Annotated in this window: 18 protein-coding genes; 3 read left to right on the top strand and 15 right to left on the bottom strand. The window is 74.7% G+C overall.

The features are described from left to right. Positions 1–42: 42 nt before the first annotated feature. The 15 genes from ABZS80_RS11130 to ABZS80_RS11060 all read right to left on the bottom strand — a co-directional run bounded on the left by ABZS80_RS11130 (position 43) and on the right by ABZS80_RS11060 (position 18,024). The gene (locus ABZS80_RS11130; RefSeq protein ID WP_355055580.1) at positions 43–933 is read right to left on the bottom strand and encodes an SPFH domain-containing protein; all 891 of its coding nucleotides are present in this window, start codon (positions 931–933) and stop codon (positions 43–45) included. A 158-nt stretch (positions 934–1,091) separates the two neighbouring features. Next, positions 1,092–2,870: a hypothetical protein gene (locus tag ABZS80_RS11125; protein ID WP_355055579.1), complete on the bottom strand. Its 1,779-nt coding sequence runs from the start codon at positions 2,868–2,870 to the stop codon at positions 1,092–1,094. Between the two features lie 187 nt (positions 2,871–3,057). Further along, positions 3,058–3,879 carry an aldolase/citrate lyase family protein gene (locus ABZS80_RS11120; protein WP_355055578.1) on the bottom strand — a complete coding sequence of 274 codons (822 nt, stop codon included), beginning with the start codon at positions 3,877–3,879 and terminating at the stop codon, positions 3,058–3,060. Next, positions 3,879–5,072, bottom strand: coding sequence for a CoA transferase (locus tag ABZS80_RS11115; RefSeq protein WP_355055577.1), 1,194 nt, complete (start codon positions 5,070–5,072; stop codon positions 3,879–3,881). The genes ABZS80_RS11120 and ABZS80_RS11115 overlap by 1 nt, the downstream gene beginning before the upstream one ends. Then, positions 5,069–7,219, bottom strand: coding sequence for an alpha/beta hydrolase-fold protein (locus ABZS80_RS11110; RefSeq protein ID WP_355055576.1), 2,151 nt, complete (start codon positions 7,217–7,219; stop codon positions 5,069–5,071). The genes ABZS80_RS11115 and ABZS80_RS11110 overlap by 4 nt, the downstream gene beginning before the upstream one ends. After that, complete coding sequence (locus ABZS80_RS11105; RefSeq protein WP_355055575.1) at positions 7,216–9,165, bottom strand: SUMF1/EgtB/PvdO family nonheme iron enzyme; 1,950 nt, start codon at positions 9,163–9,165, stop codon at positions 7,216–7,218. Before ABZS80_RS11105 ends, ABZS80_RS11110 begins: the two co-directional genes overlap by 4 nt. Beyond that, on the bottom strand, positions 9,162–10,094 hold the full coding sequence (locus ABZS80_RS11100; protein WP_355055574.1) for a PfkB family carbohydrate kinase: 933 nt from the start codon (positions 10,092–10,094) through the stop codon (positions 9,162–9,164). The genes ABZS80_RS11105 and ABZS80_RS11100 overlap by 4 nt, the downstream gene beginning before the upstream one ends. Next, a complete protein-coding gene (locus tag ABZS80_RS11095) occupies positions 10,091–11,500 on the bottom strand; it encodes an ADP-ribosylglycohydrolase family protein (protein WP_355055573.1) in 1,410 nt (469 codons plus the stop codon). Before ABZS80_RS11095 ends, ABZS80_RS11100 begins: the two co-directional genes overlap by 4 nt. After that, positions 11,497–12,630, bottom strand: coding sequence for an ADP-ribosylglycohydrolase family protein (locus tag ABZS80_RS11090; protein ID WP_355055572.1), 1,134 nt, complete (start codon positions 12,628–12,630; stop codon positions 11,497–11,499). Before ABZS80_RS11090 ends, ABZS80_RS11095 begins: the two co-directional genes overlap by 4 nt. Positions 12,631–12,632: 2 nt before the next feature. Continuing rightward, positions 12,633–13,928, bottom strand: a complete 1,296-nt coding sequence (locus tag ABZS80_RS11085) for a sugar ABC transporter substrate-binding protein (protein ID WP_355055571.1) — start codon at positions 13,926–13,928, stop codon at positions 12,633–12,635. 38 nt (positions 13,929–13,966) lie between these two features. After that, entirely contained in the window at positions 13,967–14,806 is an 840-nt protein-coding gene (locus ABZS80_RS11080) for a carbohydrate ABC transporter permease (protein ID WP_151462788.1), read from the bottom strand. Position 14,807: 1 nt separating this feature from the next. Further along, positions 14,808–15,740, bottom strand: a complete 933-nt coding sequence (locus ABZS80_RS11075; RefSeq protein ID WP_355055570.1) for a sugar ABC transporter permease — start codon at positions 15,738–15,740, stop codon at positions 14,808–14,810. Beyond that, a complete protein-coding gene (locus tag ABZS80_RS11070; RefSeq protein WP_355055569.1) occupies positions 15,737–16,828 on the bottom strand; it encodes a LacI family DNA-binding transcriptional regulator in 1,092 nt (363 codons plus the stop codon). The genes ABZS80_RS11075 and ABZS80_RS11070 overlap by 4 nt, the downstream gene beginning before the upstream one ends. A 194-nt stretch (positions 16,829–17,022) precedes the next feature. Further along, positions 17,023–17,463, bottom strand: coding sequence for a DUF4395 domain-containing protein (locus ABZS80_RS11065; protein WP_355055568.1), 441 nt, complete (start codon positions 17,461–17,463; stop codon positions 17,023–17,025). Positions 17,464–17,577: 114 nt separating this feature from the next. After that, complete coding sequence (locus tag ABZS80_RS11060; RefSeq protein WP_355055567.1) at positions 17,578–18,024, bottom strand: thioredoxin family protein; 447 nt, start codon at positions 18,022–18,024, stop codon at positions 17,578–17,580. Between the two features lie 222 nt (positions 18,025–18,246). On the opposite strand from ABZS80_RS11060, the gene ABZS80_RS11055 reads away from it, so the two are divergent. The 3 genes from ABZS80_RS11055 to ABZS80_RS11045 all read left to right on the top strand — a co-directional run bounded on the left by ABZS80_RS11055 (position 18,247) and on the right by ABZS80_RS11045 (position 21,131). After that, positions 18,247–19,380: an N-acetylmuramoyl-L-alanine amidase gene (locus ABZS80_RS11055; RefSeq protein WP_355055566.1), complete on the top strand. Its 1,134-nt coding sequence runs from the start codon at positions 18,247–18,249 to the stop codon at positions 19,378–19,380. Between the two features lie 154 nt (positions 19,381–19,534). Then, positions 19,535–19,948, top strand: a complete 414-nt coding sequence (locus tag ABZS80_RS11050; RefSeq protein WP_355055565.1) for a VOC family protein — start codon at positions 19,535–19,537, stop codon at positions 19,946–19,948. Between the two features lie 97 nt (positions 19,949–20,045). Beyond that, positions 20,046–21,131 carry an endonuclease/exonuclease/phosphatase family protein gene (locus tag ABZS80_RS11045; protein ID WP_355055564.1) on the top strand — a complete coding sequence of 362 codons (1,086 nt, stop codon included), beginning with the start codon at positions 20,046–20,048 and terminating at the stop codon, positions 21,129–21,131. Positions 21,132–21,283 lie beyond the last annotated feature (152 nt).

Raw genomic sequence — 21,283 nt, 5'->3', positions numbered from 1 at the left:
GCGGGCGAGCATATACCGGCTATCGGCATATACGCGGTACCGTCACTCGGCGGGTCGGCGGCCGTCCCCGTCCGCGGCGGCCGCCGCGACGCTCTCGGTCACGGGCCCGAGCCCCGGCGCCCCCTGCTCCGTCGCGCCCGGCCCGGCCGGACCCGCCTGTTCGCGACCCCCGCCGGCCAGCCGGTCGAAGAAGCGCAGCAGCTCCACCGGGAAGGGCATGACCAGGGTGCTGTTCTTCTCCGCCGCCACATCCACCACCGTCTGCAGCAGCCGCAACTGGTACGCCCCCGGCGTGTTCGCCATGGCCCGCGAGGCGTCGGCGAGCCGCCGCGACGCCTGGAACTCGCCGTCCGCCGCGATCACCCGGGCCCGGCGCTCCCGCTCCGCCTCGGCCTGCCGGGACATCGACCGCTTCATCCCCTCCGGCAGCGACACGTCCTTGACCTCCACCCGCTCGATGAGCAGGCCCCACGGCTTCTCGGTGGGCGCGTCGATGACGGTCTTCAGCTCCGCGTTGATCCGGTCCCGGTCGCGCAGCAGCGTGTCCAGGTCCGCCTTGCCGATCACCGACCGCAGCGCGGTCTGCGCGACCTGGAGCACCGCCGACGGGTAGTCGCGGACGTTGACCAGGGCCTTCACCGGGTCGACCACCCGGTAGTAGACGACCGCGTCGACGGTCAGCGTGACGTTGTCCCGGGTGATCACGCCCTGCGCGGGCACCCCGATCACCGTCGTCTGCATGCTCACCCGCACCATCCGGTCGGCCACCGGGATGATCAGCTGGAAGCCGGGCTGCCGGATGTGCTCCAGCACCCGGCCGAAGCGGAACACCACGCCGCGCTGGTACTGCTGCACCAGCCGGATGCTCAGCGAGACCACGAGCAGCACGAGCACGACGATGATGACCAGCACGACGACGGCGGCGGCTGCCATGGTTTCCCTCGATCCCGGAGGCGCCCGCCTCCCGGCCGCGCGCGTACCCGCTCCCCCGCACTTCACGCCTGCCTGCCGGAGGCATCCGACGTGGCGGATCTTGGAGAGTTGCCGTCAGCAGCGAACGGAAACTCGCCAAGATCCGCGGGAGCGTCGGCTCAGAAGCGGCGGTCAATCGGGATGCCGCGGGGTGGGGCCTGGCGCAGCAGCCAGACCGGGTTGCCCGCGCCGATGATCTCGCCGTCGCGTCCCCGGACCTGCGTCCGCAGGTACGTGCCCGCGCCGGGCGCAACCGGCATGTCGTGCCAGCCCTCGCGAAGCTGGCGCCACGGGACCCGACCGGTCCCGATCGCCGGGGTCGGGTCCGTCACGCCGGCCCGGTCGACCGTGCCGGTGACCACCTCCAGGGTCGCGCCGGCCGGCAGGTCGGTGGCGCGCAGCCGCACCGTCACGTCGGCGGCGTCGGTGGTCACCACGGCGCCCATCGCGCTGCGGCCGCCGATCTCCAGGTCGAGGGCGCCCCGGTAGCGGGCCAGGTCGGTGAACCAGGCCTGCCCGGCGCGCAGCGCCGCCACGAGGTCGTCGCGGCCGGTGGAGGCCGCCCAGACGTACGTGACGTGCCGGTCCCGCCCGGCCCGCCAGTCGGTGCCGTGGTGGTCGTCGGTCACCCCGACGGCGGTCAGCGGGATCGCGTTGCGGGCCGCCACGTCGTACGCCCAGAGGTGGTCGTCGACCGGTTCGCGTCCGATCTCGATCAGGTCGACGCCGAGCGCGTGCCGCTCCACCAGCAGCCGGGCGAGGGACTCGCGCCGTTCCACGTCGAGCGGGTGGTTCCAGCAGACCACCCCGCCGTGGCCGTGCAGGAACTCCACCATCCGCTCGGTCGCACCGGCGTCGTTGTCCCGGTACGGCGGCGACGGGAAGGACGGCAGCGTCTGGTCGCCGCCGAACCAGTTGAGGTGCCGGACCATCGACACCTCGTACGCGCGGTGGTGGGTGACACCCGGGTACGCCCCGGCGTAGCCGCCCAACACCTCGGCGCGCAGCTCCTCGCCGCCCTGCCCGGCCCGCCGGGCCCGGTCGAAGACCAGCCGGTCCACCACGAACGCGCCGCGGGCGCCGGACCCGACCTGCACCCCGAGGCGCAGCCCGCGCAGCGAGTTGTCCCCGGCGACCAGGTCCGGCCAGAGCCGCCGCACGTCGGCCAGCAGATTGAGGGTGTGCCGCCGCCAGGTGCCGGGCGGGGCGGGCAGGTCGACGGTGCCGTGCCGGCCGTCGGCGCGGTGCCGGGTCGCGGCGGCCGCGCCGAGGCGGTAGCGGAGCACGAGCTGGCCGGCGGGGCGGCCGGCGCCGGCCGGGTGGTGGGACAGCGCGATCTCGACGATCAGCGTGGCGTCCGGGCCGGCGGCCTCGGGCAGGACGTCGAGGTGCAGGGTGGTGTCCGAGATGTTCCCGGTGTGCGTCCAGTTCCACGCCTTGCCGGCGTACCAGAGGGTGCCGGCGCCCGTGGCGGTGAGCCGCAGCGCGCGGCCGGCGTCGTCGGCGGGGGCGGCCACGAAGTCGGCGGCGGACGCGGTGAGCGCGCCCTCGGTGGCCGCCTTCCAGGTCCAGGCCAGGCCGCCCTCCGACTCCTCCGGGCCGTCGAAGTGGACGACCCGGCGGTGGTCGTGGGCGGCGACGCGGAAGTCGTGGTCGGTCCACCAGAGGACGTCGACGGCGTTGCGGCGGGCCTGGTCGAGGTGGGCGGCGTAGCTGGCGAGGCCCTCGCTGAACGAGGCGTGCAGGTGCATGGCCATGCTGATCGGTCGCCGTCCGCGCCCCGGCGGCGGCGCATCGCCGGTGACGGCCAGGCCGACCGGTACGCCGATCCCGGCGACCGCGAGGCCACCGGCGGCGGCGAGCAGGCTCCGCCGGTCCAGCCGCACCCGATCGCCCATGCCGCTCCCCCGCTCCCGTGCCGGCCGGGGCCAGCGTACGGGCGGCCCCGCCGGCCCGGCATCCGGCGATCGTGCGGGCGGCGGAGGACCGTCGGTCAAGGCAACCCGCGAACGCGCGTCGAGAACAAGGCGCCCCAGCGGACGCGCCATCGAGAACCAGGCGGCCCGGCGAACGGGCCCCGTCGGGTCAGGCGGCGTAGCGGGCGGCGAGGTCGACCACGCGGCGGGCGGCGGCCACCATGGCCCGGTCGGCGAACCGTCCGTCGGGCAGCACCGCGGTGCCGGAGTCGCGCAGCTGCGCGTCGGCGACCGCCGCGAGCAGTTCGCGGGCCCGGTCCACCTCCCGGTCGGCGGGGCGGAACGCGCCGGCGATCACCGGCAGCTGGCGCGGGTGGATGGCGGCCCGGCCGAGGAAGCCGAGCCGCCGGCCGGCCGCGCAGGAGGCGGCCAGGCCGTCGAGGTCGGCCACGTCGGCGTACACCGACATGGCCGGCGGCGGCAGGCCGGCCGCGCGGGCCGCGACCACGATCCGGCCGCGCGCCCAGAGCAGGCCGTCGTCGTCGGTCACGCCCAGGTCGGAGCGGAGGTCGGCCTCGCCGAGCCCGAGCGAGGCCACCGCCGGGTGGGCGGCCGCGATGGCGTACGCGGATTCCAGCCCGACGGCCGACTCGACAAGCGGGTGCAGCGGGGTGTCGGCCCGGGCGGCCACCGCGGCCACGGTCGCCGGTGACTCCACCTTGGGCAGGCGCAGCCCGGCCAGCCCCGGCCGGCCCGCGACGGCGGCCAGGTCGGCGTCGAGGTCGGGGCCGGTCAGCTCATTGACCCGCACCTGCACGGGCAGCGGCTGCGGGTCGGCGAGGAACTCGGCGACGGCGTCCCGGGCGTACGCCTTGCGGCCGGCCACGACGGCGTCCTCCAGGTCGAGGATGACCGCGTCGGCGCCGGCGGCCACCGCCTTGGCGAACCGGTCGGGCCGGTCGCCGGGCACATAGAGCCAGGTGAGCAGCATCAGATCACCCCGCGCTCGCGCAGCGCGGCCAGCTCGTCGCCGGTCAGGCCGAGCGCGCCGAACACGTCGTCGGTGTCCTGGCCGTGGCGGCGGCCGGCGTGCCGGATCTCCCCGGGGCTGTCCGACATCCGGAACGGCACGTTCTGCATCCGCACCTCGCCCAGTTCCTCGTCGGGCACGGTGACGACGGTGCCGAGCGCCGCGTACTGCGGGTCGGCGAGGATGTCGCGCACGTCGTAGACGGGGGCCACGGCGGCCTGGGCCGCCTCGAACGCGGCCACCACCTCGTCGCGGTCCCGCTTCGCCACCCACGCGCCGACCGCCTCGTCGAGTTCGTCGGCGTGCGCGGCCCGGCCGCTGCCGGTGGCGAACCACGGCTCGTCGACGAGTTCCGGACGGCCGACGAGCCGGACCACCCGCTCGGCGATGCTCTGCGCGCTGGTGGACACGGCCACCCACCGCCCGTCGGCGCAGCGGTAGGTGTTGCGCGGCGCGTTGTTGTTGGACCGGTTGCCCAGCCGGGGCTGGACGTAGCCGAGCTGGTCGTACCAGGTGATCTGCGGGCCGAGCATCGCCATGATCGGTTCGATGATGGCCAGGTCGACCACCTGGCCCCGGCCGGTCAGGTCGCGGCCGCGCAGGGCCAGCATGACCGCGTACGCGGCGGCGAGCGCGGTGACCGAGTCGGCCAGCCCGAACGGGGGCAGGGTGGGCGGCCCGTCGGGTTCCCCGGTGGCGGCGGCGAACCCGCTCATCGCCTCGGCCAGGGTGCCGAACCCGGGCCGGGGCGCGTACGGGCCGACCTGCCCGAAGCCGCTGATCCGGGCGATCACCAGCCGCGGGTTGACGGCGTGCAGCTCGTCGGGGCCGAGACCCCAGCGTTCCAGGGTGCCGGGGCGGAAGTTCTCCACCAGCACATCGGCGTCGGCGAGCAGCCGGCGCAGCAGGTCCGCGCCCTCCGGCCGGGAGAGGTTGAGCGTGATCGTCCGCTTGTTGCGGCCGAGCACCTTCCACCACAGGCCGACGCCGTCCCGGGCGGGGCCGTGGCCCCGGGACGGGTCGGGCTTGGCGGGGTGCTCCACCTTGACCACGTCGGCGCCGAAGTCGCCGAGGAACGCGGCGGCCAGCGGGCCGGCGAAGAGGGTGGCCAGGTCGACCACCTTGACGCCGTGCAACGGGGCGGTCGTGGTCACGGGGTTCCCTTCGCCGGGTCGACGGCGGCGAGGAACACGTCCCCGTTGCCGAGCGCGGCGCCGCCGGTGGGCGTGCCGGCGGTGCGGCCGCTGACCAGCAGCCGGCCGTCGGGCCCGACGGTGGCGTAGACGTTCTCCTCGCCGAACGGGTCGGCCGCGTCGTCGCGGGCGGTCCCGTACTGGGCGACGGCGACCTGCCGGCCCTTGGCGTCGAGGCGCAGGGTGACCACGTCCGCGCCGCCGGCCGGCACGCCGAGGGTGCTGCCCGTGAAGCCGACCACCGCGACGGTGCCGTCGGCGAGGGCCAGCACGTCCGTGCCGGCGTCCGCGCCGCGCCCGCCGGTCACGGTCCGCCAGCGCTGCGCGCCCTTGGCCGTGTACGCCACGGTGAGCACGTCGCCCGCCGTGGCGCCGGTGGCCACCACCTGGCCGGCGCCGGTGACCGTGACGCCGCCGAGCAGGTCGTCGCCCGTGCCGCCGGCCACGGTGAGCCAGTCGCGGGTGCCGTCGGGGGTGAACCGGGCGAGCCAGCCGTCGGCGCCGCCGAGCGGCGTGGTCCCGGGCAGCGCACCGGAGGTCCCACCGGCCACGTAGACGCCGTTCGCGTCGGCCGCGATCGCGTACGCCTTGTCCTCGCCGGGGCCGCCGAACTGCCGGGTCCAGGCCAGCGTGCCGTCCGGGGCGATCCGGGCGAGCACGGCGTCCTTGTCGCCGGCGCTGGTCCCGCCGAACGCGCCGCTCGTGTAGCCGGCGACGTAGGCCCCGCCGTCGGGGGCGGCGGCGAGCGCGTAGAACCGGTCGGCCTTGGCGGGGTCGCCGGCCTGGGTGAGCCAGGCCCGCTGCCCGGTGGCCGTCAGCTTCGCCACGAACGCGTCGTCGGCCGGGCTGTCCGGGTGCCGGCCGTCGAGGTCGCCGCGGGTGTACCCGGCGGTGAGCACGCCGCCGTCGGGCAGCGGCACGGTGCCGTAGAGCCGGTCGTTGGCGGTGGTGCCGAACTGGCTGGACCAGCGCACCGTGCGGTGGTCGGCGGCGAGCCGGGTGATCACGGCGTCGAGGCCACCGGCGTACGGCTGGCCGGCGACGGCGGCGGAGGCCGCGTAGCCGAGGGTGACCTCGCCGTCGAGGTGGGCGGCCACCCCGCCGGCCCAGTCTGCGCCGGCGGTGCCGTGCAGCGGGGCGGGCAGCCCGGCGGGCGGGGTGACACTGAGTGTCGCGGCCAGGTGCTTCAGGCCGTCGACGAACGCGGGCCGCCAGACGTCCCAGTCGTGCCCGCCGTCGAGAACGCGGAACTCGGCGGCGACGCCGTCGGCGCGGCGGACGGTGTTGTAGAGGGTCGCGGCCTCGTAGTCGAGGTCGTGCACGGCGTCCGCCGGGTCGGGGTTGGCCCACTCGTCGTCGCCGACGGCGATGAACATCCGCACCGGCGACTCCGGGTCGAGGCCGGGCAGCAGGGCCGGGTAGTTCAGCCGCTGGTACACCGCGTCGGAGAACAGTTCGTCGCCGTCGCCGAACGCGCCGAACTCGCGGGCTGAGGAGTCGGCCGGCGGCAGCGGCCGGTAGACGGCCGGGCTGAGCACCAGCGCGTTGGCGAAGAGGTCCTGGTGGGCGAGGGCGTAGCGCAGCGCGCCGGCCCCGCCCATCGAGTAGCCGCCGACCAGCCGGGCGTTGCGATGCGCGGCGGTGCGGTAGGTGGCGTCGACGTGCGCCACGAGGTCGCGGGTGAGCGCGGTCTCCACCGGCCGGCCGGGCCGATCGACGCCGGTGTAACCGGAGTCGACGTACCAGTTGCCCCGCTCGCTCCACGGCGCGTCGGGCAGCACGGCGATCACCGGAGGCACCTCGCCGTCGGCGATGAGGCGGTCCAGGTCACTCTTCACCCGGGTCCAGGCCTGCATGGTGTCGCCGCGGCCGTGCAGCAGGTAGAGCACCGGGTAACGGGTGCCGGCGTTCGCCGCGTCGGCGTAGCCGTGCGGCAGGTAGACGGTGTAGTCGATGGCGGCGCCGAGGGCCGGCGAGGGGGCCGTGGCGGAGGTGAGGGTGCCGGACCGCTCCCTGCCGGCGACGGCGGTCTCCGGCGCGAGGCCGGCCAGCCCGACGGCGGTCAGCAGGGCGACGAGGGCGGCGCCGGGGCGCCAGGCTCTTCTCATCCGAGGGCTCCTTGGGGCAGGTCGGCGGCGCAACGGAAGCCGATCGAGGTGGAGCGGCCGAGGCCGGCGCCGGTGAGCAGCAGCTTCACCGACACGTCCGGCGGCTGCGGGCCGCCGTCGAGGTACCAGTCGGAGCCCTCCGCCCGGTAGGCGCAGCCGCCCTTGAGGATGACGAACCGGGTACGCCCGTCGGTGTGCTCGCTCTCGGTCAGGTTCCAGACGAGGGGTTCCCGCCGGACCAGCAGGCCCGCCTCGGCGGCCACCTGCCACTCGTCCTCGGTGGGCAGTCGCAGCCCGGCCCAGTCGGCGTACGCGCGGGCGTCGGCCAGGTCGACCCCGGTGACCGGGGCGTCGGCGGGGCCCTGCCCGGCGGTGAACCGCTCCGGCCGGACCGGCCGGTAGCCGGTGGCGGCGAGGAAGCGCGCGTACTCGCCGTGGGTGACCTCGTGGGTGTCGATGGCGAACCGGCCGAGCCGCACCTGGCGGCGCAGGGTGCCGGTGTGGTGCAGGCGCGGCGGCAGCGGCTTCCACTCGTCGACGTACGGGGCCTCGCCGTAGAGGCCGGTCTCCCGGACCCGGTGGCGCACGGTCAGCTCGTGCCGGCCACCCGCCACCGTGACCATGCCGTCGGGCAGGGCGGCGACCGGCGACCACGGGGTGCGGGCGCGCACGGCGGCGCGGGCCGGGAACGACGGGTCCCCGGCCGGCGGCTCGTGCCGGGGCAGCGGCGTCTCGGTGGCGACCACGGCGGCGATCGCCCCGGCGGGCAGCGGCCCACCGACGGCCACCCGCCCGTCCTCGAGTTCGGTGACGGTCAGCTCGGCGCCGGTGACCAGGTCGACGAAGCGCCCCGGCCGGGCGTCGGTGAGCAGCCACGGGCCGTCGTGGTCGGCGCCCCGGTTGACCACCGTCCACAGCGGCTGGTCGTCGTGGGTCCAGCGGGAGGCGTACACCTGGCCGGTGCCGGGGTGGTCGGCGAGCGGGACCCAGTCCTCGGCGCGCAACCACGCGGCGTGGCGGGCCTGCACCCGGCGCATGGCCCGCAGCACGGCCCGGTCCCGCTCGTTCCAGCCGACCCAGACGCCGAAGACGCTCTCCCAGACCAGCACGCCGCAGCCGTTGAGCCAGGCGGAGTGCAGCTCGTCGAGGTGGTCGCGGTGCCAGCGGCGGGTGTGGTGCAGCACGTGCCGGCGTTCGAACCACTTGGCCCGCAGCACGCCGGGAGTGTCCGAGTCGGCGAACCACTGCGCCCAGGACATGGCGTGGTCGGCGATCCGGGCCAGCGGCACCCGGCTCTCCCCCTCCAGGACCAGGCCGGGGCGGACCGCGTCGAGGGCCTTGCGCAGCTCGCCGGCGCCCTCCTTCAGGGTGTCCAGGAAGACGCCGTCGACGCCGAGCCGGGCGGCCAGCGCGGCCACCTCCTCGGCATCGGCGCCCGGCTCCCGCCGCGTGCCGGTGTCCCACGGGTTGTAGTCGACGAACACCCGGACCCCGGCGTCCTGGAACGCGCGGACCACCTCGGGCAGCTCGGGCACGTCGCGGTACCAGTCGAACTGGTTGCGCTCGTCCAGCCCGATGACCGGGTACGCGTGCCAGAGCACCACCCCGTCGAAGCCGCCGAAGTCGCGACGCGCCGCGTCGAGGAACGCCTCGACGGTGAACTCGCCGCGGTCGTGGTCGTACAGCGTCTCGTCCCAGAGCCAGGCCAGGCAGACGCTGAAGCAGTCCCCGGCGATCTCGTCGTAGTGCGCGCCGGTGTAGCCGAGCCGGGCGCGGGCGTCGGCCCGCCACCGGGTGAGCTGCTCCCGCCAGGCCGGCCAGTCGGCGGGGTCGTCGGGGGCGGCGAAGATCTTCGCCTCGTCCAGGGTGGTCAGGTCGGCGTGCCCGCCGAGCGGCACCTCGGTGGGCCGGTCGATCGGCCGCGGCACGTACGGGTTGAAACTCACTCGGCCCCTCCGTAGGTGGCGGCGGACAGCGCGTCGATGGCGGCGCGCTCGGGCAGGGCGGTGGACGCGCCGGGGCGCTCGGCGCAGGCCGCGCCGGCGGCGCACGCCCAGCGCAGCACGTCGGTGGCGGTGTCACCGGTGAGCCCGCCGCGTTCGGCCAGGGCGACCGCGAGCGCCCCGGTGAACGCGTCACCGGCGGCCGTGGTGTCCACCGCGTCGATCTTCGGGGCCGGCACCTCGATCCGGGCGCCGTCCCGGTCGGCGTAGGCGGCGCCGCGCGCGCCGAGGGTGAGCACCACCCGGGGCACGAGGCCCACCAGCGAGTCGAGCAGGGCCGCCGGCTCGTCGGTGAACACCCCGGCGACGACGGCGGCCTCGTGCTCGTTGACCACCAGCACGTCGACCAGGTCGAGCAGTTCGGTGGGCAGCGGCCGGGCCGGGGCGGCGTTGAGCACCACGGCCGCGCCGCCGGCGCGGGCCCAACCGGCGGCCCGGGTGACCTCCGACAGCGGCACCTCCAGTTGCAGCAGCAGCACGCCGGCCGCCGTCACGGCGTCACGGTCGGCGTCGTCGAGGGTCAGCGCGCCGTTCGCGCCGGGGGCGACCACGATGCAGTTCTCCGCCGCGTGGTCCACGGCGATCAGCGCGACCCCGGACGGCCCGTCGACGGTGCGCAGGCCGGCGACGTCGACGCCGGCGGCGGCCAGGTTGTCCCGCAGCAGCCCGCCGAACCCGTCGCCGCCGATCGCGCCCACGAAGGCGCAGTCCGCGCCGGCCCGGGCGGCGGCGACCGCCTGGTTGGCGCCCTTGCCGCCGGGCACCATCCGGAAGTCGTCGCCGAGCACCGTCTCGCCGGGGCGGGGCAGCTGCGGCGCGGTGACCACCAGGTCCAGGTTGGCGCTGCCGACCACCACCACCCGGGCCGTCACGCGGCACCCCCGGCGGAACGAGCCAGGGCCAGGGTGCGGTCGGCGAGGGTGTCGAAGCCGATGCCGTCGAAGCCGGCGATGCTGCTGGCCAGCCGGTTGCGCAGTGGCGCGACCCAGCGCCCCGGCAGCCGGGCGGCGCCGGTGAGCGCCCCGGTGACCGCGCCGACGGTGGCGCCGTTGGAGTCGGTGTCCCAGCCGCCGGCGACCACCGCGCAGATGGACCGTTCCAGGTCGCCCCGCCCGTACGCGAGGGCCGCCGCGACCAGGGCGGCGTTGTTGCGGACGTGCACCCAGTGCAGGTGGCCGTGCCGCGCGTAGAGGGTGTCCACGATGGTCTCCCAGTCGTCACCGGCGGCGCCCAGGGCGCGCGCCTCGCGGACGGCGGCGGTGAACCGGCTGCCCGGCGGCAGCACCGACTCGCCCGCGTCCAGCACCGCGTCGACGTCGCCGGCCACCGGCGCGGCCGCGGCCATGGCGGCCACCCAGATCGCCCCGTACGCCCCGGCCCGGACGTGGCTCACGGCCGCGTCGCGCCAGGCGGCCTCGGCGGCCCGGTCGGGGCGGCCGGGGTTGGTCCAGCCGTACACGTCGGTGCGGATCTGCGCGCCGATCCACTCGCGGAACGGGTTGTGCCGGCGGGCGGTGTCCGGCGGGGTGAGGCCGAGCAGCAGGTTGCGGTAGGCGACCCGCTCGGCGGTGAAGACCCGCCCGGCGGGCAGCCAGTCCAGCCACGCCTGAGCCACGTCGGCACTGGTGAAACCGGGTCCGTGGGTCTCCAGGACGCGCAGCGCCAGCAGCGGGAAGTTGAGGTCGTCGTCCTCGGGCATGCCGGCGATGTTCTCGGCGAGGCTGGTCGGGGCGCTGCGCCGGTTCCACGGCCAGCGGGCGGCCACGTCGGCCGGCAGCCCCTGCGCGGTGAACCAGTCGCGCAGCGGCCACCGGCCGGTGGCGGTGAGGATCTCCCGGATCCCGTGGCGGGGAATCTTCTCCACCGGCTTGCCGAGCAGGCAGCCGGCCGCCCGGCCGAGCCAGGCGCCGTGCAGCCGGTCCCGCTCCACGGTGGTCGGCAGGTCCCAGGCGCCCGGCCAGGTCTTGCGGACCCCGTCGAGGTCGTCCGGCTCGTCGGCGGCGTCCGGGCCGGGCAGCGCGTCGGCGGCGTCGAGCAGGTCGACGGCGAGGGCGCGCAGCGCGGGCGGGGCCGGCACCGGTGAGGCGCCGCTGACCGGGGCCGTGACGTCGCCGCCGGCCGCCGCCCAGCGCTCGGCCAGGGCGGTGACGTCGCGGCCCTCGTCGCGGCTCGCGGCCAGCTCGTGCGGCAGCAGGTCCTCCGGCTGCACCCAGGTCAGGCGCAGTCCGCCGGCCGTCCCCCTCGGCCGGCCGGCGGCCGTCGCGCCCGCAGCGCTCATGCCAGCCCGCCGAACCGCTCGGCGCGCCGGGCGAAGCGCTCCCGGTCGCGGTCGAAGACCTCGGTGGCGACCCCGGCGAGGACCCGGGCGGGCTCGACCAGGTCGGTGCGGGAGGCGGTCGCGACCACCTCCGACCACTCGGCCGGCACCGCGGCCGCGCCGCCGAGCGCCCCGGCGATCGCGCCGGCCATGGTGGCCGTGGAGTCGGCGTCCCGGCCGTAGTTGACCGAGCCGAGCACGGCCGCCCGGTAGTCGCCGCCGGCCACCACGAGCATGCCCAGCGCCGCGGGCAGCTCCTCGATGGCGTGCAGCCGGCTCGGGCGGCGGGCGCCCAGGCCGGGGCTGCGGTACTCCTCCCCCACGGTGTCGTAGGGGGCCACGGCGGCGCGCAGCGCCGGGATGGCGGTCTTCCAGTCGTCGTGCCCGCGGGCCTCCTTGACCACCGCGTCGATGGCGGCGCGGGTGCCGTCGCGGGCCAGGTCGAGGGCGGCGGCCACGACGTCGTCGACGCTCCCGCCGGGAGTGGCGGCCGCGGCGACCGCGGCGGCGAACACCGCCGCAGCCTCCCGCCCATAGCTGTGCTGGTGCGCCCCCGCGATCTCCACGGCCTCGGCGTACGCGCCGGCCGGGTCGCCGGCGTTGACGATGCCGACCGGCGCCATGTACATGGCGGCGCCGCAGTTGACGATGTTGCCCACACCCGCCTCGCGGGGGTCGGCGTGGGCGTGGTGCAGGCGGGTGACCAGCCACCGCTCGGCCGCGGCCAGGCGGTGGAAGGTCACCCCCTCCCGCTCCAGGTCCGGGATGTACACCACCCGCTCGATCAGGTCGGGGACGAGCAGTTCCACCACGTCGTACGCGTCGAGGTGGTCCCGCTTGGCCGCGTACGCCCGGACCAGGGCGTGGGTCATCAACGTGTCGTCGGTGATGTGCCCGTCGCCCTTGTGGTACGGCGCGAGTGGCCGCGCGGTGGCCCAGTCGGCGTGGTACGGGGGGACGATCCCCTCGACCCAGCCGCCGAAGCGGGCGCGGATCTGCTCCGGGAGTGCCGTCTCGGTGGCCCCGCCGAGGGCGTCGCCCACCGCGGCGCCGACCAGGCAACCGACCGACGTGTCGAGCAAGAGTGACATGATTACCTCAGAACCTGCTTGCCACCGTCGACCAGCTGCGTGCCGAGCTGGTCCAGGGTGATCTTGTTGGCGAAGTACTGCTGGAGGGCCGGGGTGGCGTACTTGGTCTTCCACTCCGGGTAGCCGTCGGCCTTCTGGAACGGGGCGACGGTCAGGTCGGCGGCGCTGTCCGCGGCGACGTCCCAGCCCTGCTTGCCGTTCGTGAGCTTGACCAGCTCCTGGTTGGCCTGCTTGCCGGTGGGCACCAGCCAGTCACCCTTGGCCAGGGCGGCCATGTTGGTCGGGTTGAGGAACCACTCCAGGAACTGCGCGGCCTGCTTCTTGTGCTTGCTGTCCTCGGTGATGGACAGGGTCTGCGGGTTGGCCGCCTGCTTGGCGGAGAGGCCCTTGATCGGCGGGAGGGTGACCCACTCGAAGCCGGCGGGGGCCTGCTCGACCATCTGCTGGCGCAGCGAGACCGAGCCGGGGAGCATGGCGTACTTGCCGCCGAAGAAGCCGGGCAGGGTGTCCGCGCCGCTCATGCCCAGCGCCTCCGGGGAGGCCGACTTGCTGGTGTAGAGCATGTCGTGGATCCGCTTCGGCACCTCCTTCTCCGCGTCGCCGACCTTGACCTCGGTCTTGCCGCCGTCGCTGTAGAAGAACTTGCCGTCGTAGTTCAGCGCCAGGTTCAGCACCCGGTTCGTGGGCGACTTGAGGGCCCAGGCGGCGCCGTACTGGCCGGGCTTGGTGAGCTTCTGGGCGTTGGCCTGGAACTCGTCCCAGGTCCAGCCGCCGTCGGCGGGCGGAACGGCGACGCCGGCGGCGTCGAGCAGCTTCTTGTTGGCGATGACGACCTGCGACTCCAGCAGGAACGGCACGCCGGTGACCTTGCCGTCGAAGGTGGCGGTGTCCCAGACGCCCGGGTCGATCTGGCCCTTGAAGTCGTCACTGAGCAGCTTGGAGACGTCGGTCAGGTAGCCCTGCTTGCTGAACTCCCCGATCGCCGAGGCCTCGTAGTGCACGACGTCGGCCACGTCGCCGCCCTCGAACGAGGTGACGAGCTGGTCGTGGATCGAGTTCCAGTCGCCCTGGACGTACTCGACCTGGATGTCGGGGTGCTCGGCGTTCCACTTGGCGACCAGGTCCTTGTTGGCCTGGAGCGACTCCTTCTGCCAGGCGAGGCTGAGGAAGCGCAGCTTGACCGGGCCGGACGAGTTCTCGTCCTCGCCGCCGCCGTCACCGCACGCGGTGAGGGCGCCGAGCCCGACGACCGCGACCGCGGCGGCCGCGGCGAGTCGGCGGAACCTGCTACGGAGCATGGGGGTTTCCTCCTTGTTGGTGGTTGGGGGGGATGTGGTCAGCCCTTGACCGCGCCGGCGAGCGACCCGGACGAGAGGCGGCGTTGCATGACCGCGAAGAAGATCAGGCTCGGCAGGGTGGCCAGCAGCGAACCGGCCGCCAGGGGACCCAGGCGGGCGGTGCCCTCGATGCCGACGAACCGGGCCAGGGCGACCGGCAGGGTCGCCAGCTCGGGCGTCTTGACCAGCACCAGCGCGAAGAAGAACTCGTTCCAGGCGGAGATGAAGGAGAACAGCGCGGTCGCCACGATGCCCGGCGCGAGCAGCGGGAAGACGACCCGGCGCAGCACCTGCAGGCGGCTGGCGCCGTCGACGCTGGCCGCCTCCTCCAGCTCGCGCGGGATGTTGCGGACGAAGCCCTGCAGCATCCACAGGGCGAACGGCAGCGCCCAGACCACGTAGATGAGCACGAGCCCGGCGTGGGTGTTGGCCAGCCCGACCTGCCGCAGGATCAGGAAGATCGGGATGATCAGCAGCACGAACGGGAAGAGCTGCGACAGCAGCACCCAGCCCAGCGCGACGGTGCCGAGTTTGGTCCGGAACCGCGCGAGGGCGTACGAGGCGGGCAGCGCGACCAGCACGGTGAGCACCGCCGAGGCGAGCGACACCTGGAGGCTGTTCAGCGCGGCCCGGCCGAGCTGCTGCTCGGTGAAGGCCTGCACGAAGTTCTGCACGGTGGGGTTGCTGGGGATGAGCGTGGGGTGCAGCTTCACCAGTTCGCGCGGCGGCTTGAACGCGGTGGACAGCAGCCAGACCAGCGGGAACCCGAGGAAGATCAGGTAGCCGGTCAGCGCGACGTACTGGAGGGTCCGCCCGGTGCGGCTCGGCTTTCCGAACATGTCAGTTCGCCTCCCGGAGTCGGCGCCGCAGGTAGACCGCGAGCAGCGCCACGATGATCACGACCATGACGTTGCCGAGGGCGGCGGCGTAGCCGTAGTTGCCGTAGCGGAACGCCTCCTCGTAGGCGAACAGCATCGGCAGCATGGTCTTGCCGCCGGGCCCGCCCGCGGTGAGCACGTAGACCAGGCCGAACGAGTTGAAGTTCCAGATGAAGTCCAGCGAGGTGATGGCCACGACGACCGGCGCGATGGCGGGCAGCGTGACGTTGCGGAACCGGTGCCAGGTGCTCGCGCCGTCCACGGCGGCGGCCTCGTGCAGCTCGCGCGGCACGCCCTGCAACCCGGCGAGGAGCACCACGGTGGTCTGCGGCATGCCGGCCCAGACGCCGACGAGGATGACCGCGGGCAGCGCCGTGCTGAAGTCGCCGAGCCAGTTGGTGCGCAGCCCGTCCGCGCCGACCCGGTGGAAGAACTCGTTCAGCAGGCCGGCGTCCGGGTGGTAGACCAGCTTCCACAGGATCCCGACCACCACCGGGGGCATCGCCCACGGCACCACGGCCAGCACCCGGGCCAGGCCGCGGAAGCGCAGTTGCTGGTTGAGCAGCAGCGCGAGGCCGAGGGCGAGCACGAACTGGAGCACGGTCACCCCGACCGCCCAGAGCAGGCCGATCTTGAACGAGTTCCAGAACAGCTCGTCGCCGAGCAGCTCCCGGTAGTTGGCCAGCCCGGTGAAGCTGATCTCGACGTTGCGGCCGGCGCGGGCGTCGGTGAAGCCCAGGTAGATGCCCCGCACCAGCGGGAAGACCGACAGCACCATGATGGGCAGCAGGGACGGGAGCAGCAGCAGGTAGATGCCCAGCCGGTCGGAGCGGGACCTCGCCCTGCGGGGCCCGTCGGCGCGGGCGACGTCGGGCCGGTCGGCCACCGTGGTCATGCCGTCACCTCCGGGGTACGCGGCGCGGGCGCCGGCGGGGCCGGCGCGGGAACGGTCAGCGGGGCCGTGGCGCTGGAGGCGCGCACGGCGAGGCTGGGGGCGACCTGCTCGCGGCGCGGCGGCAGGCTCGGATCGGCGATGCGCGAGAGCAGCAGTTCGGCGGCGCGGCGACCGCGCTCGGCCGAGCCGAGGGAGACGCTGGAGAGCTGCGGGAACATCATCCGGGCCAGCTCGGTGTCGTCCATGCCGACCAGCGCCACGTCGTCGGGGACGCGCCGGCCGGCGGCGAGCAGGGCGTGCAGCGCGCCGACGGCGATGAGGTCGTTGGCGCAGACCAGCGCGTCGGGGTGGGCGCGGGCGAGGAGGCGTTCGGTGGCGGCCCGGCCGGCCGCGTACCGGAAGTCGCCGACCTCGACGAGGCGCTCGTCGAGCGCGATGCCGTGCCGGGCGAGGGCGGCCCGGAAGCCGGCGTCGCGGGCCGCGCCGGGCACCGTGTCCAGCGGGCCGTTGACGAAGCCGATCCGCCGCCGCCCGGCCGCGACCAGGTGGTCGACGGCCAGCCCCACGCCGGTACGCGAGTCGGTGCGGACGTTGTCCACCGGCGCGTCGGCGGCGAGTTGCCCGACCACGACCACCGGGACCGGGCTGTCGACCAGCGCGGCGAGGTGGTCGTCGGTGACCCGGATCGGCGAGACGATCATCCCGTCGACGTAGCGGTGGGCCAGCCGGCGCAGCAAGGCCGTCTCGTTGTCGATCCGCCCGCCGGTGGCGTGCACCAGGAGCTGCCGCCCGGACGCGGCCACCACGGATTCGATGGCGCGCATCATCTCGACGTACACCGGGTTGCCGATGTCCTCGACGGCGAGCGCCACGAGGCCGGTGCGCTGCGACTGGAGCGAGCGGGCGATGGCGTTGGGCACGTAGCCGACCTCGGCCGCCGCCTCGCGCACCTTGCGGATCGTCTCCGGGCTGCCGCCGACGCCGTTGAGCACGCGCGAGGCGGAGGCGATGGAGACACCGGCGCGGGCCGCGACGGTGTGGACGGTGGGCCGGCCGTCGGCCGACTCCTGTAAACGTTTACGACCCACGCCCCGCACCTCCAGCTGCTTGCTGTAAACGTTTCCGGGAGTTTGCGCCTGACCCGACGGTCAGGTCAAGGGCTCGTTACGAAAACGTTTCCAACCGCGCTGACCGGGGTCCCCGTGATCGCCGCACGCCAGCCCGGCGGGGTGGCGGCATCCCGCGGCCCCGAACCCCGCCGGCTCGGCGAGCTGGCGTCGCGTCAGCATGGGGGTACCGGCGTGCGGGCGGCGAGAGGCCGGCCCGTCAGGCGGCGGAGCGCCAGGTAGCCCTCGCAGCCGAGGCAGAGCCCGAACGCCGCGTTGAGGAAGGCGGCGGCGAGCGCGGCGGCGGTGGCGACCAGCCCGAGCAGCGGCAGCCCGGCCAGCCAGCCGACCGCGCCGACCGTGGCGAAGGCGAGACCGACGAGCTGGGCGAAGCGGACCGGGGCGAACGGCTCCAGCTCGACCGGCGGGGCGAGCCGGGGCGCGACCACGGCACGGAAGACCAGCCCGTACGGGCCGAGTCGCGGGTGGACGGCCGTCAGCGCGAAGACGACGGCCTGGGCCAGCACGAGCCAGCCGGAGCCGGTGACCAGGGCGACGGCGAGGACGACGGTGGTGAGGGCGGCGGCGAACCGCGGCCCGCGAGGGTCGAGCAGCATGGGGGCTTCCGTTCGGCGGCGAGGGGGTCGGTCAGGCGGTGGTGACCGGGGCACAGAGGCTCGCCGCGAGCCGCCCGTGGTCCACGACCCGTCGCCGGATCAGCCGCACCCCGGTCACGCCCGCACCTCGGGGGCCAGCGGGGCGAGCGCCGCGAGCAGGTCCGCCCGGTCCGGCACGCCGGCGGCCCGCCGGACGATCCGGCCGCTGCCGTCCACGAGCAGCACGGTCGGCGTGCGCCAGACGTCCAGCTCGCGGGCCCGGTCGAGGTGTTCCTCGACGCCGACCTCCAGCAGGGCGACCCCGTCGACCCGCCCCGCGACGTCCTCGAGCACGCGGCGGGCGGCCCGGCAGGGCGCGCAGACCGGTGCGGAGAACTGGACCAGGGTGACCGTGCCGGGGCGGACGCCGAGAGCGGCCAGCGCGGCCCGGTGGGGCGCGTCGCCGGCCGGGGCCACGACGCGCAGCCGGCCGTCGCGGCGGCGTCGCCACCAGCCGAAGGCGCCGGCGGCCGCGAGCACGGCGACGAGCACCAGGACACCGGTCAGGCGGGGTGGCTGCACGGATCCAGGCTGCCACGACGGCCGGCGGCGGAGGGTCCGCCGTCCCAGCCACCGGACGTGAGATCGCCTACTCCCCCGGTAGGAGAGAAGGTCCCGCGATCGGCGGTCGTCGCATTTGTCCTCTGGCGCACCGGCCGATCCTGGCAATATTCTCCACTTCGCGCGCAGCAGTTGGAGTTCCTTTACAAGCCCGCCCACCCGTCGGGTCACCAAGGAGATGCCATGCACTTCGACCACCCCGAGCTGGACCGTCGCACCCTGCTGCGGGCCGGCCTCGGCGCCGCCGCGGTCGCGGTCGTCGGGAGCGAACTCGCCTTCCCGGCCGCCGCGCAGGCCGCGCCGGGCGCGGACCTCGACTGGATCATCAGCTGCGACGAGTGGGGCGCCCGCCCGCCGGCGGACCCGCTGTCGATCAGCGCGATCGCGAGCAACAAGATCATCGTGCATCACATGGCGTTCCCGAACAGCACGGACTACTCCGAGGAACACGCCAAGCAGCTGGCCCGCGACTGCCAGGACCTGCACATGGACACCAACCGCTGGTCGGACACCGGGCAGCACTTCACGGTCAGCCGGGGCGGCCACGTCCTGGAGGGCCGGCACGGCAGCCTGGAGCGGTTGCAGGCCGGCGACCGGCAGATGATCTCCGCGCACTGCCCCGGCGAGAACGGCCGGGCCATCGGCATCGAGAACGAGGGCACCTACGTCACCGAGACGCCGCCCGAGGAGCTGCTCGACTCGCTGGTGAAGCTCTGCACCGCCATCTGCCGGCAGTACGGGCTGCACGCCCACGACATCTTCGGCCACTGGGACTTCCGGGCGACGCAGTGCCCGGGCGCGATGTTCTACCGGGAGTTCCCCGCGCTCCGTCGCCGGGTCTTCGCCACGCTCGGCACCCACCTGTCCGACGTGCCGGCCCGCCGCTGGCCGGACATCTGGCGCTTCGTCGGCGGCCCGGTGGTGAAGGTCGCGCAGTACCTGCTCACCTTCCGCGGCTACACCGTCCCGGTCACCGGCGTGTTCGACGCGGCCACCGTGGCGGCCGTGGCGGACTGGCAGGCGCGCAACGGGATCCCGGTCGACATCGACGCCACCCTCACGGCGCCGACCTGGGAGACCCTCGCGCCGGAGCTGGACAAGGACGCCACCGGCATCCCGGTGCAGGCCGTGCAGTTCATGCTCAACCTCAAGGGCTACGCCGACGTGGCGGTCACCGGCGTGTACGACCACCCGACCAAGAAGGCCCTCCAGGACCTGCAGCGCCTGCACGGACTGGCGCCGAACGGCAAGGTCAGCACCACCACCTGGTGCGCCCTGGTGGGGGGTGTGGTGCGTCAGTCGTTCCAGAAGAACTGACGGCGCACCGGCGGGGAAAAGCGGTGGAGGTGGCAACGGCGCCACCTCCACCGCTGCCGTCGCACCCGCTGCGACTCACCGGTCACGCGTCGTTGTGACTGTCGTACCTGCCTGCGACGATGACCCTCGTTCACGGACGAAGGAGGGTCGCACAATGGCGTCTCGGCTCAATCCCTACATCAGCTTCCGCGACAACGCGCGGCAGGCGATGGAGTTCTACCAGAAGGTGTTCGGCGGCAACCTGACGCTGAGCACGTTCGGCGAGTTCGGCAACCCGGATCCCGCGGTGGCCGACAACGTCATGCACGCCCAGCTGGAGACCGACCGCGGCTTCACGCTGATGGCCTCGGACACGCCGCCGGAGATGGAATACCGGCCCGGCACCAACATCTCGATCAGCCTCAGCGGCGACGACGCCGACGAGCTGCGCGGCTACTGGCAGCAGCTCGCCGAGGGCGGCACGGTCGCGCTCCCGCTGGAAAAGCAGATGTGGGGCGACGAGTTCGGCATGTGCGTCGACAGGTTCGGCATCAACTGGATGGTCAACATCGCCGGTTCCCAGGCCTGACCGCCGGGCGGAGGTGACCCGAACGGCGGTGTCCACGGTGGTGTGACCGGCGCTAGCCTGCGCCGATCAACGCATCCCGCCGGGAAGGACGACAGTCATGGACGGCAGACTTCGCGCACACCTCCGACGCCTGGCCGGGCTGGCCACCGCGGCCGCCCTCGCGGTGGCCGGCCTGGGGCTCGTCGCCCCGCCCGCACACGCGGCAGCCGGGCCCAAGGTGTCCGTGCTGACCCGCAACCTCTACCTGGGCGGGGACCTCACGCCGTCGATCGGGGCGCCGACCCTGCCGGCGTTCCTGGCCGCGAACGCCGCCCTGCTGAGCCACGTGGATCTGGTCGACTTCCCGGCCCGGGCGGCCCTGATCGCCGACGAGATCCGCGAGCGCAAACCCGACCTGGTCGGCCTGCAGGAGGTCGCGCTGTGGCGCACCGGGCCGCTCGGCGACCCCGCCCCGGCCACCGAGGTCCGCTACGACTACCTGGCACTGCTGATGGCGCGGCTGGCCGGGCCCGGCCACCGGTACGACGTCGTCGTGGTCCGGGACGAGGCGGACCTGGAGGCCCCGGCCGGGGTGCCGCACCTGCGGGACGTCCGGCTGACCATGCGGGACGTGATCCTGGTGCGGCACGGCGGCCGGGTCAAGGTGCACGCCACCTCGTCGGGCACCTTCGTCAACAACCTGGTCTTCCCGCTCGCCGCCACGGGCGGCACCGCCACGAGCACCCGCGGCTGGACGGCCGTGGACGCCACGGTGGGCAGCCGCGACTTCCGGTTCGTCAACACCCACCTGGAGGCGTTCCACCCCGGCGTCCGCCTGCTGCAGGCGCAGGAGCTGCTGCGCGGCCCGCTGAGCGTCCCCGGCCGGCTGATCCTCCTCGGTGATCTGAACAGCGGGCCCGAGCTGCCCGACCCGACCAACCGGCTCGCGTACCTCGCCCTGGTCGCCGGGGGGATGGTCGACACCTGGCCGATCCTGCACCCCGGCGATCCCGGCTACACCGCGGGGCTGGGCGACGACCTCACCGAGCCGGCCGGCGACGTCGAGCACCGGATCGACATGGTGCTGGTCCGCGGCGCGGTGGCGGCGGTGTCCAGTGAGGTCTTCGGCACCGAGCGGCAGACGCCCGCCGGCCGGTGGGCGTCGGACCACCTGGGTCACCAGGCCGTGCTCGCGCTGCCGTGATCGTGGCGAAACGTCGGCATTCGCGCCTGGTGAACGCCACCTATCCCAAGGCATGGAACGCCATCAATCATTACCGGGAGGTAGACATGAGTCACTCTCACCTCCGGGTGTGACGCCCGGGCACGGAGGGCGAGACGTCGGCAAGCGGTAGC

This window comes from Micromonospora sp. NPDC005305 (assembly GCF_040607315.1).
Lineage (GTDB): Bacteria > Actinomycetota > Actinomycetes > Mycobacteriales > Micromonosporaceae > Micromonospora.
This window is presented reverse-complemented; position numbering and strand designations above follow the sequence as displayed.